General features: G+C 69.3%; 22 protein-coding genes. 13 read left to right on the forward strand and 9 right to left on the reverse strand.

Annotated elements, in window-relative coordinates; translation table 11 throughout:
• Nucleotides 1–155: 155 nt before the first annotated feature.
• Entirely contained in the window at nt 156–290 is a 135-nt protein-coding gene (locus H4N58_RS20640; RefSeq protein WP_255490710.1) for a hypothetical protein, read from the forward strand.
• Nucleotides 291–304: 14 nt separating this feature from the next.
• Here H4N58_RS20640 and H4N58_RS10135 read toward each other — a convergent pair whose 3' ends face one another.
• Nucleotides 305–736, reverse strand: coding sequence for a pyridoxamine 5'-phosphate oxidase family protein (locus H4N58_RS10135; RefSeq protein WP_167002699.1), 432 nt, complete (start codon nt 734–736; stop codon nt 305–307).
• Between the two features lie 94 nt (nt 737–830).
• Here H4N58_RS10135 and H4N58_RS10140 point away from each other — a divergent pair, with 94 nt between their 5' ends.
• The 3 genes from H4N58_RS10140 to H4N58_RS10150 are packed head-to-tail and all read left to right on the forward strand — an operon-like array spanning nt 831 to nt 2,845.
• Nucleotides 831–1,757 (forward strand): sulfite exporter TauE/SafE family protein, encoded by a 927-nt coding sequence (locus tag H4N58_RS10140; RefSeq protein ID WP_167002701.1) that lies wholly within the window; start codon nt 831–833, stop codon nt 1,755–1,757.
• Nucleotides 1,758–1,791: 34 nt separating this feature from the next.
• Complete coding sequence (locus tag H4N58_RS10145) at nt 1,792–2,193, forward strand: SgcJ/EcaC family oxidoreductase (protein WP_167002703.1); 402 nt, start codon at nt 1,792–1,794, stop codon at nt 2,191–2,193.
• A 25-nt stretch (nt 2,194–2,218) separates the two neighbouring features.
• Nucleotides 2,219–2,845: a hypothetical protein gene (locus tag H4N58_RS10150; protein WP_167250960.1), complete on the forward strand. Its 627-nt coding sequence runs from the start codon at nt 2,219–2,221 to the stop codon at nt 2,843–2,845.
• 3 nt (nt 2,846–2,848) lie between these two features.
• Here H4N58_RS10150 and H4N58_RS10155 read toward each other — a convergent pair whose 3' ends face one another.
• Nucleotides 2,849–3,265 (reverse strand): VOC family protein, encoded by a 417-nt coding sequence (locus H4N58_RS10155; RefSeq protein ID WP_167002707.1) that lies wholly within the window; start codon nt 3,263–3,265, stop codon nt 2,849–2,851.
• 76 nt (nt 3,266–3,341) lie between these two features.
• A complete protein-coding gene (locus H4N58_RS10160; protein ID WP_243845129.1) occupies nt 3,342–4,154 on the reverse strand; it encodes a helix-turn-helix domain-containing protein in 813 nt (270 codons plus the stop codon).
• Nucleotides 4,155–4,289: 135 nt separating this feature from the next.
• On the opposite strand from H4N58_RS10160, the gene H4N58_RS10165 reads away from it, so the two are divergent.
• Nucleotides 4,290–4,670, forward strand: a complete 381-nt coding sequence (locus tag H4N58_RS10165) for a nuclear transport factor 2 family protein (RefSeq protein ID WP_167250958.1) — start codon at nt 4,290–4,292, stop codon at nt 4,668–4,670.
• Between the two features lie 62 nt (nt 4,671–4,732).
• On the forward strand, nt 4,733–4,921 hold the full coding sequence (locus H4N58_RS10170; protein WP_167002717.1) for a DUF1918 domain-containing protein: 189 nt from the start codon (nt 4,733–4,735) through the stop codon (nt 4,919–4,921).
• Here H4N58_RS10170 and H4N58_RS10175 read toward each other — a convergent pair.
• The 3 genes from H4N58_RS10175 to H4N58_RS10185 form a co-directional block, all read right to left on the reverse strand.
• The gene (locus H4N58_RS10175) at nt 4,879–5,256 is read right to left on the reverse strand and encodes a hypothetical protein (RefSeq protein WP_167250956.1); all 378 of its coding nucleotides are present in this window, start codon (nt 5,254–5,256) and stop codon (nt 4,879–4,881) included. The two genes, H4N58_RS10170 and H4N58_RS10175, sit on opposite strands and share 43 nt — an antisense overlap.
• A 32-nt stretch (nt 5,257–5,288) precedes the next feature.
• Nucleotides 5,289–5,624 carry a YnfA family protein gene (locus tag H4N58_RS10180; RefSeq protein WP_167250954.1) on the reverse strand — a complete coding sequence of 112 codons (336 nt, stop codon included), beginning with the start codon at nt 5,622–5,624 and terminating at the stop codon, nt 5,289–5,291.
• A gap of 63 nt (nt 5,625–5,687) precedes the next feature.
• Nucleotides 5,688–6,995: a S1 family peptidase gene (locus H4N58_RS10185; RefSeq protein ID WP_167250952.1), complete on the reverse strand. Its 1,308-nt coding sequence runs from the start codon at nt 6,993–6,995 to the stop codon at nt 5,688–5,690.
• 175 nt (nt 6,996–7,170) lie between these two features.
• On the opposite strand from H4N58_RS10185, the gene H4N58_RS10190 reads away from it, so the two are divergent.
• Nucleotides 7,171–7,659: a methyltransferase domain-containing protein gene (locus tag H4N58_RS10190; protein ID WP_167250950.1), complete on the forward strand. Its 489-nt coding sequence runs from the start codon at nt 7,171–7,173 to the stop codon at nt 7,657–7,659.
• A gap of 11 nt (nt 7,660–7,670) precedes the next feature.
• Here the strand turns inward: H4N58_RS10190 and H4N58_RS10195 are convergent, their stop codons facing one another.
• Complete coding sequence (locus H4N58_RS10195; RefSeq protein ID WP_167250948.1) at nt 7,671–8,162, reverse strand: phosphoribosyltransferase; 492 nt, start codon at nt 8,160–8,162, stop codon at nt 7,671–7,673.
• Nucleotides 8,163–8,214: 52 nt separating this feature from the next.
• Between H4N58_RS10195 and H4N58_RS10200 the strand changes: the two genes are divergently transcribed.
• Both H4N58_RS10200 and H4N58_RS10205 read left to right on the forward strand, forming a co-directional pair.
• A complete protein-coding gene (locus tag H4N58_RS10200; RefSeq protein ID WP_167251144.1) occupies nt 8,215–8,862 on the forward strand; it encodes an MBL fold metallo-hydrolase in 648 nt (215 codons plus the stop codon).
• 1 nt (nt 8,863) lies between these two features.
• Entirely contained in the window at nt 8,864–9,562 is a 699-nt protein-coding gene (locus H4N58_RS10205) for a VIT family protein (protein WP_167250946.1), read from the forward strand.
• 30 nt (nt 9,563–9,592) lie between these two features.
• Here the strand turns inward: H4N58_RS10205 and add are convergent, their stop codons facing one another.
• On the reverse strand, nt 9,593–10,654 hold the full coding sequence (add, locus tag H4N58_RS10210; RefSeq protein ID WP_167250944.1) for an adenosine deaminase: 1,062 nt from the start codon (nt 10,652–10,654) through the stop codon (nt 9,593–9,595).
• A 128-nt stretch (nt 10,655–10,782) separates the two neighbouring features.
• Between add and H4N58_RS10215 the strand changes: the two genes are divergently transcribed.
• Nucleotides 10,783–12,312: a UDP-N-acetylglucosamine 1-carboxyvinyltransferase gene (locus H4N58_RS10215; RefSeq protein ID WP_167002734.1), complete on the forward strand. Its 1,530-nt coding sequence runs from the start codon at nt 10,783–10,785 to the stop codon at nt 12,310–12,312.
• A 68-nt stretch (nt 12,313–12,380) separates the two neighbouring features.
• Here H4N58_RS10215 and H4N58_RS10220 read toward each other — a convergent pair whose 3' ends face one another.
• Nucleotides 12,381–12,572, reverse strand: a complete 192-nt coding sequence (locus tag H4N58_RS10220; protein ID WP_167250942.1) for a helix-turn-helix transcriptional regulator — start codon at nt 12,570–12,572, stop codon at nt 12,381–12,383.
• A gap of 312 nt (nt 12,573–12,884) precedes the next feature.
• Between H4N58_RS10220 and H4N58_RS10225 the strand changes: the two genes are divergently transcribed.
• The 3 genes from H4N58_RS10225 (at nt 12,885) to H4N58_RS10235 (ending at nt 15,601) form a co-directional block, all read left to right on the forward strand.
• The gene (locus tag H4N58_RS10225; protein WP_167250940.1) at nt 12,885–13,676 is read left to right on the forward strand and encodes a glycerophosphodiester phosphodiesterase; all 792 of its coding nucleotides are present in this window, start codon (nt 12,885–12,887) and stop codon (nt 13,674–13,676) included.
• The gene (locus H4N58_RS10230; RefSeq protein ID WP_167250938.1) at nt 13,673–15,067 is read left to right on the forward strand and encodes an MFS transporter; all 1,395 of its coding nucleotides are present in this window, start codon (nt 13,673–13,675) and stop codon (nt 15,065–15,067) included. The genes H4N58_RS10225 and H4N58_RS10230 overlap by 4 nt, the downstream gene beginning before the upstream one ends.
• Nucleotides 15,068–15,199: 132 nt before the next feature.
• Nucleotides 15,200–15,601 (forward strand): RNA polymerase-binding protein RbpA, encoded by a 402-nt coding sequence (locus H4N58_RS10235; protein ID WP_167002742.1) that lies wholly within the window; start codon nt 15,200–15,202, stop codon nt 15,599–15,601.
• Nucleotides 15,602–15,623: the final 22 nt, after the last annotated feature.

Raw genomic sequence — 15,623 nt, forward strand, 5'->3', positions numbered from 1 at the left:
ACTCAACGGGCTGTTGTCGACGGTGTCGAACCCGAGCCGTTCGTACAGGCGCGTGACGAGCTCCGCGGCTTCGGGGAAGTCGCTGGAGGCCGGCAGTGCATGCCGACCGGGGCACCTGCCGGCCGGCCCGCTGTGGTGAGGCACGGCGCCTGGATGTGGGTGAAGGCCTTGACGACCTTCGATTGCGGATCGGCGCCCTCGGGCTTCTCTACGTCGTGACGTGCGGCCTCCTCTACACCGCGATCGGGGTCGGCGTCGCGCTGCTGGCCGAACGGCTTCTGAGGCACTGACGGACGGGGCATGATCACCCCGAGCCTGAAGTGACGTCGATGTCCTCGATCACGGCCGGGTCTGCCCGGTGGTCGGCGTGCCGAGCCCAGGTGAGCCGAATCCGGAGCAGCACGATGCCGCTGACGGACAGCGACGCCTCGTACTGAGGCAGGTCCGCGACGTACGCCTCGACGCATCGCGCGCGATCGTGGCCGGTCGGGACGTCGGCCTCGCCTTCGCCCTGCAGCGTCGTCCCGTCCGAGCCCCCGACGACCAGGGCGACACGAGGGTCCCGGCGCAGGTTCGCGACCTTGCGGGAGCCGGCGCGCGCGTCGAAGACGACCTCCCCACGTGCCGTCATCGTCAGCTCGACGTACGCCGCTTGCGGTGCCCCGCCCGGTCCGACGGTCGTCACGACGCCGTCGCGCCGGGCCCGGACGTACGCCACCATCTGCTCGCGATCCACGGCGAAACGCTAGCGGACGACTTTCTTGCAGCATGAGCAAAAATCTGGTTATGTTTATCGAACCACGTGACTTAAGAGATCTTATGGAGAGTCAATGCGAAGCCTGATCCTTCTCTCGCTCGTCGGCCTCGGAGCCCAGCTGGTCGACGGCAGCCTCGGGATGGCGTACGGCGTGACATCGACGACGCTCCTGCTCGCGATCGGGACGAACCCCGCGGCGGCGTCGGCGACCGTTCACCTCGCGGAGATCGGGACCACGCTCGTCTCTGGCGCTGCGCACTGGCGCTTCGGTAACGTCGACTGGAAGGTCGTCGCCAAGATCGGCATCCCGGGTGCGTTCGGCGCCTTCGCCGGCGCGACGTTCCTGTCGAGCCTCTCCACCGAGATGGCCGCTCCCCTGATGTCGCTGATCCTGCTCGCGCTCGGTCTCTACATCCTCACGCGGTTCACGGTCGCGGGACTTCCGAAGGGCAACCTCGGCAAGCCGCTGCGCAAGCGTTTCCTCACCCCGCTCGGCCTGGTCGCCGGTTTCATCGACTCGACGGGTGGCGGTGGCTGGGGCCCCGTGGGCACGCCGGCGATCCTCGCGAGCGGCCGGCTCGAGCCCCGCAAGACCATCGGCTCGATCGACACCTCGGAGTTCCTCGTGGCGGTCGCCGCGAGCCTCGGCTTCATCGTCGGCATCGGCTCGCAGGGCGTGAACTACTCGTGGGCGCTCGCGCTCCTCATCGGCGGAATGATCGCCGCGCCGATCGCGGCGTGGCTGGTGCGCCACATCCCGCCGCGCGTCCTCGGCTCGCTCGTCGGTGGTCTGATCATCCTCACCAACGTCCGTACGCTCCTCAAGAGCGACTGGATCGATGCGCCGGGTGACGCGCGGTCGGTCGTGTACGTCCTCATCGTCGCCCTGTGGGTGTCCGCCGTCGCGTACTCGTTTAAGCGCTACCGAGAGGAGCGGGACGCCGAGCGTGCCGAGGTGGCGGAGGCCGTCGAGGCGGGCGAGGGCGCACCCGCCGCTTGACCTCGAGGGCGCTTGAGGTTGCACGGTGGTGTTCATGACCACCGAAACCGCACCCCGTACGGCAGACCTCGACGCGATCGCGCAGGTCGTGGCCACGGTCGAGCACTCCCAGCAGCACAAGGACCCCGACGAGTTCCTCACCCTCTTCCACCCTGACGCGATCTGGACGACGGGAGGCGGCAAGGTGCTCATCGGCCTCGACGAGATCGCGGCGTTCACCCGCCAGGTCCTCCCGGCGGCCGAGTGGGACGGCAAAGTCGCCTACGAGGTGGTGCACGTGCTCTTCATCCGCCCGGACGTCGCGGCCGTCAAGGTGCGCCAGCGCTACCTGACGCCCGGCGAGGAGAGCGAGGGCGCGCCGCTCTACGTGATGTCCAAGCAGGAGGGCCGCTGGCTGCTGACCGCCTGCCAGAACACCGGAGTCGTTTCCGACTGAGCAAGCCGCGTGGTGGGATGGCGGCATGGCCCTCATCCACCAGACAGCAGAGATCCGTCCGACAAAGCTCGAGCTCCTCGAGGAGTGGGTGCCGCGGCAGCCGTGGGGCAGGTCCGCGGGTGGAGGGCCGCTCGAGCGCGTGGGCGCCTACCGGTTCGACGACCCCGCCGGAGAGGTGGGCATCGAGACGCTCCTCGTACGCCGTGGCGAAGGCCCCGTGCTCCAGGTGCCGCTGACCTATCGTGGGGCGCCGCTCGTGGGGGCGGACGACGCTCTGGTGGGGACGATGGAGCACTCCGTGCTCGGCCCGCGCTGGATCTACGACGGCTGCGGGGACCCGGTATACGTGACGGCGGTGCTCACGGCGATCCTCACCGGCGGCCATCAGGCCGACGAGGTCCTCGAGACCGACACCGGGCTCGTGCCGCGCGAGACCACGACCCTCGTGTCCGGGAGCGGCGGCCCTCGTACGGCAGTCCCGGCTATCGGTTCCCTGTCCGCGGCCAGCGACGCCCATGTCAGCGTCATCGACGCGGGGCCCACGACGGTCGTCGTCCGACGGGTGCTCGACGGGGAGGCGGCGGACGGCGCCGCGACCCTGCGCGGCCGGTGGCCGGGGCAGGACACGGACGTCGTCCTCGTGACTGCCTAACCGTCATGCGGGGCCGGCGATGTTGACCAGCCATCCGACGTCGTATCGATCGGTGAGCATCCCGAAGGCGTCGCCCCACGGGGCCACGGACAGCGGCACCGCGATCGACGCGCCCTCGGACAGCGCGTCCCAGTACGCACGCAGCTCGGCCTCGTCGCTGTTGTCACCGCTAAGGGAGACGGTGCCGTTGGGTGTCGGCTCCCCCATCTCGGCGGGCGTGTCCGCGCCCATGAGCACGAGGCCCGACGGCGTGACGAGCATCGAGTGCATCAGGCGGTCGGCCTCCGCGGCATCCCCGCTCGCGTCGTACTCGGCGAACGTGGCCGTCGTCAGCTCACCACCGAAGACGCCCTGGTAGAAGGTCATCGCGTCGCGCGCCTGGTCGCGGAAGGAAAGGTACGGGTTGAGTCGTGTCGCCATCGTGGGTCTCCGTCGTCTCGGCTGGGCTCTCCCCACTGTCGCGCCGATGGCGGCCTGACGCACACCCTGCCTGAGCTCACTCCGTACGAAGCACGTTCGCACCGAGCCACTGGCGTGTGGCGTCGTCGGCGGGCACGAAGGTCTCGATCGCCAGTTCGGCCACCGTCACGTCCACCGGCGTGCCGAAGGTCGAGATGATCGACAAGAACGTCAGCACGTCGTCTCCGACCCGGACGATCATCGGGACGAACACCTGACCGCCGGCGGGACCGCGTTCGTCCGAACCCGCGGGCACCTCGTACGCCGCGAGCTCGTCGTGGAGCGCGAACATCTCGTCGTCGCCCCGTGCCTCGGCTCCGCGACGAAGGCCGGCGAGAACCGACACGCGCCACTGCGCGAGGTTCACGAGGTGCGGCGCGAGCCCGTCCGGATGAAGCGTGAGCCGCAGCGCGTTCACCTGGCCGGTGAGCAGGGCGGGCGACGCGAGCGACGTCAGAGCGGCGACGCCGGCGTTCGCGTCGACGACGTTCCAGAGCCGGTCGACGGCGAGCGCAGGGTACGGCTCGTGCGCGACGAGCACCTCGCGTACGGCGGCGCGCGCCGCCTCGAGGTCGGTGTGGTCGAGCGGCCGCTCCGGGAAGGCAGGTGCGAAGCCGCCGGACAGCAGCATCCTGTTCTGGTCACGTGTCGGCACGTCGAGAGCGTCGGCCAGGCGCAGGATCATGTCGCTGCTCGGCCGAGAGCGGCCGGTCTCCACGAAGCTGATGTGGCGGGTCGAGATCCCAGTCTCCGACGACAGCGCGAGCTGGCTGTAGCGCCGCCGTGTCCGCCACGTCCGCAGCTGGTCTCCCAGGGTTTCCGTTCCGGCCCGTGCCATCTCCGTCTGCATCGTCACGTTGTCCACTCTGACGCATCCGCCGATCAGCGACCATGACCTCCGAGGTCATCGACACGCCTCCCTCTCCCCCGTCACGGTGGAGCCTCGACCGAGCCGCACGGCGGCTCCCTACGGAAGGATCGACCGATGACCGAGCTGACCACGACGCCGTATGAGACGCTCCTCGCGGACTACCTGGCATTCTGGAATGAGACCGACGCGGATGCCCGTGCAACCCTCGCCGAGGGTACGTTCACGCCGGACGTCTCCTACACCGACCCGCAGGCGGCCGTGACCGGCCGTGAGGCACTGACCGATCTCGTTGGGGCGCTCCAGGCCCAGCTGCCAGGGATGCGCTTCACGCCCGGCGACCTCGTGGACGGCCACCACGACCTCGTCCGGTTCACCTGGAACCTTGGTCCCGAGGGCGCGCCCGACACGATCGTCGGCGCCGATGTCGCACTGCTGTCGCCGGAGGGCCGCATGAGCTACATCGCCGGGTTCCTCGACCGCGTCCCGCAGGGCTGACCAACTCGCCGGGCTTACCCCTCGCCCTCTCTCGCCGTAGCCTGGCGGGAGGGGGTGAGGGCATGCACGCAACAGTCGGAGAACGGATCCGCTTCCACGGCCGTACGGTCGGTGCACCCGACCACAGCGGAGAGATCGTGACCGTACGAGGTGACGACGGGCAGCCACCGTACGTCGTGCGGTTCGACGACGGGCACGAGGCTCTGGTCTATCCGGGCGCGGACTGCGAGATCGTCCGCAGCGAGGGCTGAGCGCCGACCCACTGCTTGACGGCCGGTGAAGTCACGCCGAGCAGCGCGACCGCGTACATCGTCACGGCGGCGAGCATGCGCGCCTCGTCAGCGGCGATCGAGCCCCCGTGCACGACGACGTAGCCCCAACCCCAGACGGCCAACACCGCCCAGAACGCGGCGCCGAACGCGAAGACGACGCGTGCCCAGCGCACACCGCACGCGGCCAGGGCCAGGAGCAGGACCGGCCACGCGACGGCGGCCTCGCGCTCCAGCGCGGCCACCGCGAGCACGGCAGCGGCGGAGAGGGCGAACATTCGTTGCGTCTGCGCCGGCATCCCCCATGGGCTCTTCATGAACGGGAGACTATCGGCTCGTGGACGGCAGGTCAGGAGTTTCGCGGTGCGTACATGATGAGCGCGACTCCCACCAGGCACACCATCGCGCCGGCGACGTCCCATCGGTCCGGCCGAAACCCGTCGGCCACCATCCCCCACACCAGCGACCCTGCGACGAACACGCCCCCGTACGCCGCGAGGATGCGACCGAAGTTCGCGTCGGGCTGCAGCGTCGCCACGAACCCGTACGCACCGAGCGCGAGCACACCGGCGCCGATCCAGGCCCATCCGCGATGCTCGCGCACGCCCTGCCACACGAGCCAGGCGCCCCCGATCTCGAAAAGTGCCGCCACGCCGAACAGGACGATCGAGCGCATCACGGACATCGGGTCTCCTCGGGGTGGACTGTCGCGCCATTGTTCACGCCCCGACGCCCCGACGCCTCGCGGTCAGCCGGCGGTGACGGCCGTGACGTTCAGGTGGTCGGAGATCGAGGTGTAGCGCTCCGCATAAAGGCGCACACCGCTGAGGTCGTATGCGATCACCATCCCGCGGATCGAGGCACGGGGCAGCGAGGTGTTGCGCTGGTAGACCGGGCCACCGCTGTCGCCGTCGCGGACGATCATTTTGTCGTCGTCACGACGGCCGCGCATGAGGTAGTACGTGCATGTCGACTCGACACCGGGGTTGTCGCAGTACGTCGCGTCGAGCGCCTTGATCTCGATGCCGCAGATCGCTTTGGTGACCTGGCCTGAGGCACAGACGGAGTCTCCGACCGCGCCGTTGTTCGCGCCGGTCACGACCCTCGAGGAGAAGCTGTCGAGTCCGTCGGTGTAGATGTTCGGCGAGTACGTGGAGCCGCCGAGACGCGCCTGGTCGTAGTCGGGGTAGTCCGCGCGGCCCGCGGTCGTGCCGTAGAAAGATGACCCGGAGTGCCAGTCGGTGCCGTTCGCGCCGCAATGTCCGGCCGTCACCGAGTAGTAGGTGCCGGTGGTCTTCCCGCGGGCAGTGAACCCCGCAGTACAAGAAGCGCCGCTGGCTTTGGTGATTCTGGCCCCTCCCCAGTGCGGGGCGCTGTCGGCTGCTCGGGAGGCGCGTCCGGCCTTTCCTCCGTATTCGACGACGACGGATCCGGCGTCGACGCCCTGCAGCGGTTGCGCCAGCGTGTCGAGGCGCCCCGCAAGCGGTGGCTCCCCGCCGAGCGTCACGACCACTGCCTCCCGCTCAGGGTCGAGCTCCACCGCCATCCCGGCGACGTCTGAGGCGATCGCTGTACGCCACTTCTCTGGCGCGAAGGCGGCGTGCCACGCTTCGCGAAGGTCATCGGCGGAGCGTTCGGAGACTCGCACCTCGAGTCCCTCCGCTGCCTCCTTCGGCAGGCGGGCGGTGAGCTTCGCGACGAGCGCCCTGCCGTCAGTCTCCTTGGTCACCACCAGCGTGTAGCCCTCCGCCGTGCTTCCGATCACGCCGATCACGCCGTGGTCGAGCCCAACGGGAACCCCGTCGGAACGCTTCTCACCGTCCGGCGAGAGAAGTGCGGTGACTCGCTGACCAACAGCCCGTTGGACGGCGGTGGGCACGGGGCCGTCGAGTGCCAGGGGGTCCGGGCCGAGACCCTCCGACCTTTCGACGACCGGCGCCCTCTCAGAGGCCGGTTCTGCTTCGTCGCCATGGACCGGCGCGCCTTCGGCGCCGAGGAGGACGAGAGCGCTGAGCAATGCCACGACGGGGTAGGTGAGTCTCTGAGGCTGACGCATTGTGACTCCTCGGGGGCACCAGTGTGACCTCGGACGCTAGCGGCAAACGAGGTCGGGGAGTTATGGGTTGCAGGGCGGACGACGCGCGCGCCAATGTTCCAACTCGGACACGGAAGTCGCGCACCGCGCCGCCGCACACGCGACACCGGTCACCGAACCGTGACAGCATCATCGCGTGCGACATGACACCTCCCCCAGGGTCGGCATTCCCCGTTCGACCGTGCCCCCGCTGTGCTCGACCGCGCTGACACTCGCTGGCGCGGGCGCCGGCCGTACGGCAGTCGTGATCGGGTGCCCCAACGGGGTCGAGGCGACCGCGCTGCTCGGGCTCGGATGGACCGTCATCGGCATCGACGAGGACCCCGAGGTCCACGAGCGTGTCCGCGCCGCCGCTGATGTCGCCGCGCTCGATCGGCTCACGACCGTGGTCGGCACGCTCCCCCGCATGAGCCGTCTCCCCGACGCCGATCTCGTCCTCACCCGGACGGCGTTGCTCGGCGACGCCGGTCCGACACTGTGGCCGCGGGTGGTCGAGGCGCTGCGTCCCGGTGGCCTCTTGGCCGCGCGGCTCACCGCGACGAGCGCAGGTCTGTTGCGAGGGTGGGCGCTGCTCAGCGAGCGCTACAGCGGCCCCACGCTCGAGGTGGTCGCCCGCCGTCCCTAGGCGCTTGGCGCTCAGGCGTCGACGACGCCCGTACGCCGCACGACCGGCGGCTCGCTCGACCACGGGAAGTTGATCCACGCGTCCGTCCTGCGCCACGCGAAGTCCAACTTGATCGCCGAGCGCGGCTTCTCGTAGATCACCGCCGTGCGCACGGACCGGACGTGGTCGGCGCAGAAGGCGTGCACGAGCTCCAGCGTCTTGCCGGTGTCGGCCACGTCGTCGACGACGAGCAGGTCTGCGCCAGTGAGGTCGGCGGTGTCCAGGAAGGGCGGGAGCACCACCGGCACGTCGAGACGGGTGTCGACGCCGGTGTAGAACTCCACGCTCATCGTGAAGAGGTTCTTGCAGTTGAGCGCGTAGGCGAGGGAGCCGGCAGGGATCAGCCCGCCGCGCGCGATGCCGAGGACGATCGTCGGCGCGAACCCGCTGTCCGTGACCGTCTGCGCGAGCTGGCGCATCGCCGTGCCGTACAGGTCCCAGGTGAGGATCTCGCGCTCCCGCATGTCCAGAAGCCTAGTCGCGACGCTATCTCGTGTGCTGTGGGTAAATGGCCTCATGGACATCACGCGCTTCGGCCACGCCGCCCTCCTCCTCGAGTCCGGCCCGCACCGGGTTCTGATCGACCCGGGCACCTTCAGCCGCGAGGAGGTCTTCGACCTCACCGGTCTCGACGCGATCGTCGTCACCCACCAGCATCCCGACCACGTCGACCCGGCCCGCATCGAGCGGCTGCTCGCGGGCAACCCCGACGCGCGGCTGCTCGCCGAGCCGCAGACGGTCGCGGCGCTCGAAGGGTTCGGGGTCTGGGAGCCGACCGCCGCCGACGTCACCGTCGAGCTGGGCCGGTCGATGACGCTCACGGGCGTTGGTTTCGAGCACGCGGTGATCCACCCGGACATGCCGCGGGTCGGCAATGTCGGCATCCTCGTCGAGGCCGACGGCACCCGTCTGTTCCACCCGGGCGACTCGTACGCGTCGGTGCCGCGCGACGTCGACGTCCTCGCCGTGCCCCTCAGCGCTCCCTGGGCGAAGGTCAGCGAGACGGTCGACTTCGTACGGGCGGTGGCGCCGCGGGTCGTGTTCCCGATCCACGACTGCACGATCTCCGACGTCGCGTACCTCGTCTACTGGGGGCGCGTGGCCGAGATGGGCGGGGCCGAGCAGGCGCTGCTTCTCGGGCAGGACGGGACCACGAGCGCGTGAGATGAGCGCTGCGGCGCCCGAGTCGGGCCAGCAGGACCTCGGCGGGTGGCTGAACCAGCTGCGCGCCGGGGTCCTGGGTGCCAACGACGGCATCGTCTCGACCGCCGGGATTGTCATCGGGATGGCCGCCGCGACGAAGTCGGTCCCGGTCATCCTGGCCGCGGGGCTGGCCGGACTCGCCGCGGGAGCGCTGTCGATGGCGTCGGGCGAGTACGTGTCGGTGAGCACGCAGCGCGACACCGAGCGCGCACTCCTAGACGCCGAGCGCGAGCAACTCACGCGTGACCCCGAAGCCGCGCTCGCCGAGCTGACGCATGAGTACGTCGACAAGGGGCTGAGCGAGGATCTCGCCCGGCAGGTGGCGATCGAGCTGAGCGCGGGCGATGCGCTCGCCGCGCACGCCGATGCCGAGCTGCACCTCGACCCCGAGGCGCTGACCAACCCCTGGCATGCGGCGGTCGCCTCGATCGTCTCGTTCGCGATCGGTGGGATGCTCCCCCTGCTCGCGATCGTGCTGGTCCCGGTCACCGCGCGGATCCCGGTGACCTTCGGCGCCGTGATCGTCGCGCTCGTGCTGACCGGGTGGATCAGCGCGCGCATGGGTCACGCACCTCCCGCCCGCGCGACCCTCCGTACCGTGATCGGTGGGGCGCTGGCGATGGTGACGACGTACGCCCTCGGCTCGGTGTTCGACGTCTGACGGTCTGAGGCCCGGCGTGCCACGACCAGGTCAGGACTCCAGCAGCAGCTCGGCGACGACGGCGTCGATCTCGTCGCGGATCCGCAGCTTGACCTCGCCTGCCGCGAACGAGGCATCGACCGCCGCACGCGCCAGATCGGCGAGGTCGGCGAGGCTCAGCCCGAACGTGTCGTGAGCGAGCTGGTACTCGTGCTCGAGCGTCGTGTCGAACATCCCGGGGTCGTCGCTGTTGAGCGTCACGAGGACGCCGGCGTCGCGCAGCGCCGGGAAGGGGTGCTCGTCGAGCGAGGCGACCGCGCCCGTGCACAGGTTCGAGGTCGGTGCGATCTCCAACGGGATCTGGCGCTCGACCAGCTCTGCGACCAGCGCCGGGTCGTCTGCGGCGCGGATGCCGTGCCCGATCCGTACGGCGCCGAGCGCGTCCAGAGCGTCCCGTACGGTCTGGGGTCCCGTGGTCTCCCCTGCGTGCGGGACGCTTTTGAGCCCAAGCGCCCGTGCACGCGCGAAGACCTCCGCGAACTGCGGCCGCTCGACACCGATCTCGGGACCGCCGAGCCCGAAGCCGACGGTGCCGTCGGGTGCGTGCCGCTCGACCCAGTCGATCGTCCGCTCCCCCGACGGCAGTCCGAGCTCTCCGGGGATGTCGAACACCCACGCGAGCTCGACGCCGCTCGTACGGGCCTGCGCACGGCCTCGCGTGAGGGCCTCGGCGAGCGCGTCGGGAGCGATCCCCATGAGGAGCTGGCTGTCAGGCGTCACCGTGAGCTCGGCGTAGCGGATGTTCTGCGCCGCCATGTCCGCACCGACGCCCGCGACGAGGTCCTCGACGTCCTGCGGCGTCGTGACGAGCTGGTTGGTCTGGATGTAGACCTCGATGAAGTGCGCGAAGTCACGAAACCGGTAGAACTCCTGAAGCGCCTCTTCGTCGACCGGCACCCCGACCTCGGGATGCCGACGTGCGAGCCCGAGGACGGTCTCCACGGACGCGGCGCCGAGGAGGTGGACATGCAGCTCCGCCTTCGGGAGCGCGTGGACGAAAGGATCGATGGGCCGTTCGCGTCCGGTCGCCGACACGACAGAGGGGTTGCTCATCGCGCCATTGAACCACCCCGTACGGTGGTGGCGGGTGTCTGTTCTCGGGTCAGGCACCTGCGTCACGTGACACGCGGAACACTCCGATATTCGACGATCTATCTCACATGTGAGATACGGTGGAGCACATGACTGACGACTACCTGACCCGGATCGGGAACCTCATTCGCGACGCGCGGAAGCATCGCGGCCTGACCCAGGCGGAGCTCGCTCAACTCTTGAAGACGAGCCAGAGTGCGGTCAACCGCATCGAGCAGGGCCAGCAGAACCTCACGCTGGAGATGCTGGCGCGCATCGGTGCCGCGCTCGACTCCGAGTTTGTGGCGCTAGGCACGTCAGGCCCTAGCCACCTGCGCGTCGTTGGCGAGACCAAGCTCTCCGGCTCCATCGATGTGAAGTCCTCCAAGAACGCCGGCGTCGCCCTCTTGTGTGCGGCGCTGCTCAACGAGGGCCGCACCACGCTGCGCAAGGTCGCCCGCATCGAGGAGGTCAACCGGCTCCTCGAGGTGCTGGAGTCGATCGGCTTCAAGACGACCTGGATCGGCGACGAGGGCGACCTCGAGCTGATCCCGCCGACGACCCTCGACTTGTCGTCGATCGATGCCGACGCTGCACGCCGTACGCGCAGCATCATCATGTTCCTCGGCCCGCTGATGCACCGCGAGCAGTCGTTCGATCTTCCCTATGCCGGTGGCTGCGACCTCGGCACGCGCACGGTTGAGCCGCACATGACCGCGCTGCGCCCGTTCGGGCTCGAGGTGAAGGCCACCGAGGGCAGCTATCACGCGACCGTCGACCCCTCGGTTTCCCCTGTACGACCGATCGTGCTCACCGAGCGCGGCGACACCGTCACCGAGAACGCGCTACTGGCCGCTGCGCGGCACGATGGCGAGACCGTCATCCGCAACGCCAGCCCCAACTACATGGTCCAGGACCTGTGCTTCTTCCTCGAGCGCCTCGGCGTCGAGATCGAGGGCATCGGGACGACCACGCTCCGTGTGAAGGGTCGCTCGCGCATCAACGTCGACGTCGAGTACGCGCCGAGCGAGGACCCGATCGAGGCGATGAGCCTGATCACCGCGGCGATCGTCACCGAGTCGAAGATCACCGTGCGTCGTGTGCCGATCGAGTTCATGGAGATCGAGCTCGCGCTGCTGGAGGAGATGGGCTTCACCTACGACCGCAGCGACGAGTACCTCGCCGAGAACGGCCACACCCGCCTCGTCGACATCACGACGTACCCGTCGGTGCTGCACGCGCCGATCGACAAGATCCACCCGATGCCGTTCCCCGGACTCAACATCGACAATCTGCCGTTCTTCGCGGTGATCGCGGCGACGGCCTCCGGGACGACGCTGCTGCACGACTGGGTCTATGAGAACCGCGCGATCTATCTGACCGAGCTCAACAAACTCGGTGCGAACGTCAAGCTCCTCGACCCGCACCGCGTCCTCATCGAGGGTCCGACGCGCTGGCGCGCCACCGAGCTCGTGTGCCCACCGGCACTGCGACCGGCCGTCGTGATCCTGATCGCGATGCTGGCGGCCAAGGGGACGTCGGTGCTGCGCAGCGTCTACGTGATCAACCGCGGGTACGAAGATCTCGCTGCGCGCCTCAACGCCCTGGGCGCCGAGATCGAGACCTTCCGCGACATCTGAGCGGCAGGGTCTCGGCCACCCCCTGCTGGTCGAGTGCCGGCGAGGAACGAGCCGGTGTATCGAGACCCCTACTCGACCGCCGCGCCCAGGTGCTCGCCGAGCTCCTTGCGCGAGCGGATGCGCAGCTTCGCGTAGCTCGCCGACAGGTGCCACTCCACGGTCTTGATGCTGAGGAACAGCTGCTCGGCGATCTGGCGGTTGATCGAGCCCGACGTGGCGAGCTCGCACACCGACAGTTCGGCAGTCGAGAGTCGGTCCACGCGTGACCCGCTCTCGCCGTCCGAGTCGGTCCGCGGCGCGAGGTCCTCGAGCTGCCGCGAGACACCGGCCGCGCCGATACGGTCCGCGATCCCTCGGGCCCGACCCGCGAGCGTCGCCGCCTCGGCCCGGCAGCGAGTGTCAGTGTTCCGAGAAGTGGCACTCCCCGTCGTACGGGGTGGGTGGCGGTACGTGCAGTCATGCTCATCCTCATCGGTCGGTGCTGATGCGTCGTCCAGCCTCACCCGATCTCGCCCCGTACGAGGTGTGCCAAGCACCCTGGTGCGTGAACCCGGGGGCGGCATACTGGCCCCGTGACCGACCCGGTGCCACCGTTCCGCGCTTCGGCGACCCCGCTCGCGTACGCGCACCGCGGGGGTGCGCACTACGCCCCTAACCGGGGCATCGAGAACTCCCTCGCCGCCTTCGAGAACGCGGTCCGGCTCGGCTATCGCTACCTCGAGACCGATGCGCGCACCTCGGCCGACGGCACCGTGTTCGCGTTCCACGACGCCTCGCTCGACCGGACGACCGACCGGGCAGGCGTCCTCGCCAGGCTTCCCGCCGACGAGGTGCACAAGGCCCGCATCGGTGGGCGCGAGCCGGTCCCGCTGCTGAGCGACATGCTCGCGGCGTTCCCCAACGTGTACGTCAACATCGACGTCAAGGAGACCGCGGCGATCGCCCCGACCCTGCAGGCGATCACCGACACCGGTGCTGAGGGACGCGTCTGCCTCGCGTCGTTCTCCCACCGGCGTCTCGCGCGGATCCGGGCGCTGGCCCCTCGCCTGGCCACCTCGGCGTCGCCGCCGGAGATCGCGCGGGTGATGGCGCACCCGTGGCGGGTGCTCCCGCGGATCCGTGCGTCGGGTGTCGCCTGCGTGCAGGTTCCGACGCGGCGAGGCTGGCTGGAGATCGTGACGCCGCGGTTCGTCCGTGCTGCGCACGACCTCGGGCTGGCGGTCCATGTGTGGACCATCGACGACGCCGCAGAGATGGAGCGCCTCCTCGACCTCGGGGTGGACGGACTGATGAGCGACCGGATCGACGTCCTGCGCGACGTCCTGACCGCCCGCGGTCAGTGGACTGGAGGAGCCCCCGAATGACCGTCGCCAACTCCGCTGACGCTTCCGGCACCGCCCTGGGGCGCCGCCGAGAGCAGCGCGCCTGGTACTGGTACGACTGGGCCAACTCGGCCTACATCACGAGCGTCGGCACCGTGCTCATCGGCCCCTACCTCACCTCCGTCGCCGAGCGCGACGCGTGCGGACGGGTCGGGACGACCGACAACCCGTGCCACGCGAACATCGACCTGTTCGGGCTGGGACTGTCGGCGGGGTCGCTGGTCTTCTACGTCGTCACCTTCGCCACGCTGCTGTCCGCGCTGGTGCTGCCGATCGTCGGTGCCGTCGCCGACCGCGTCACGTCCAAGCGTCGACTGATGGCGAGGTTCGCTTGGACCGGCGCGGCGGCCGCGTGCGCGATGTTCTTCGTCGCGGGCAGCAATTGGGAGCTCGGGGCCGTGCTGCTCGTGGTGGCCAACCTCTGCATGGGCGCCTCGCTGACCGTCTACGACGCGATCCTCATCGACGTCGCCACACCCGACGAGCGAGACCGGGTGTCGTCGCGAGGGTGGGCCTTCGGCTACCTCGGCGGCGGCCTCCTGCTTCTCCTCAACCTTGGCCTCGTCCTCGGTGCGGGTGACGCGATCGGCACCGACACGGCGGTCCGGATCAGCCTGCTGTCGGCGGGCCTGTGGTGGGGCGGCTTCACCGTCGTCGCCTACCGAGGCTTGCGGGACCACCCGCCGACGGCGCTGCCGGACGGCGAGGACCGCACGGAGGGTGCCCTCGTGCGCCGCAGCTTCGGCCAGCTGTGGAGCACGCTCAAGCACCTCAAGAACTACCCGCAGACGATGCTCTTCCTCGTCGCCTACCTCTTCTACAACGACGGCATCCAGACGGTCATTTACTCGGCGTCGATCTTCGGCCAGAAGGAGCTCGGCTTCTCCGCCGAGGTGCTCATCGCGACGATCCTCCTCGTCCAGTTCGTCGCGATCGCCGGTGCGCTGTCGTTCGGTGTGATCGCGCAGCGGGCGGGGGCGCGCCGGACGATCATGGGCGGCCTCGTCGTCTGGATGGTGATCGTCTCTTGCGGCTACGTGATGCCTGAGGGCGAGGTTGTGCCGTTCCTCGTTCTCGCGACCGGGATCGGTATCGTCATGGGCGGAACACAGGCGCTGTCGCGGTCGTTGTACTCCCAGATGATCCCGGCGGGACGAGAAGCCGAGTACTTCTCGCTCTACCAGGCCGCCGAGCGTGGGACGAGCTGGCTCGGTACCCTGGTCTTCGGTCTGGTGCACCAGCTCACCGGGTCGTATCGGCCGGCGATCTTCGCGCTGATCGCGTTCTTCGTCGTCGGATTCGTGCTTCTGGTGCGTCTGGACGCAAGACGTGCGATCACGGAGGCCGGGCGCGAGGTGCCCCAGTCCGTCTGAGAGCGGGCGTGTCGTACGACACGGTGGGCTCTCAGGGGAATCTCACGAGCCCCCGATACGTTGGACAGGGCGTACGGAAACGGACAGACGTGCCGTACGCATCAGACGTTTGATTGAGTCGGGAGGGCAGTGATGGCAGAACGCGCACTCCGGGGGGCGCGCCTCGGAACCCAGAGCTTCGAGGATGAGCGTGGCGTGGAGATGGCCCCGCGTCAAGAGGTTGAGTACGTCCTGCCCGACGGCCGTACGTTCACGGTCACGATGGCCGACGACGCCGAGCTTCCTGCTGAGTGGGAAGACCCGCGCAGCGGCAAGATGGGGCGTCTCGTCGACGGCAGCGAGCCGGAGCACAAGGAGGTCAAGGCCCCTCGTACGCACTGGGACATGCTGCTGGAGCGGCGTTCGATCCCCGAGCTCGAGGAGATCCTGACCGAGCGGCTCGAGCTGCTGCGGGCCGGTGAGATCGGTCCGGCTCACCTGCACCGCCCGGCCAAGGCCAAGACGAAGGCCAAGGCGCGCAAGCGCACCGCATGATCTAAGCGGTTCCACATTCTCG

Source organism: Mumia sp. ZJ1417 (assembly GCF_014127285.1).
GTDB lineage: Bacteria > Actinomycetota > Actinomycetes > Propionibacteriales > Nocardioidaceae > Mumia.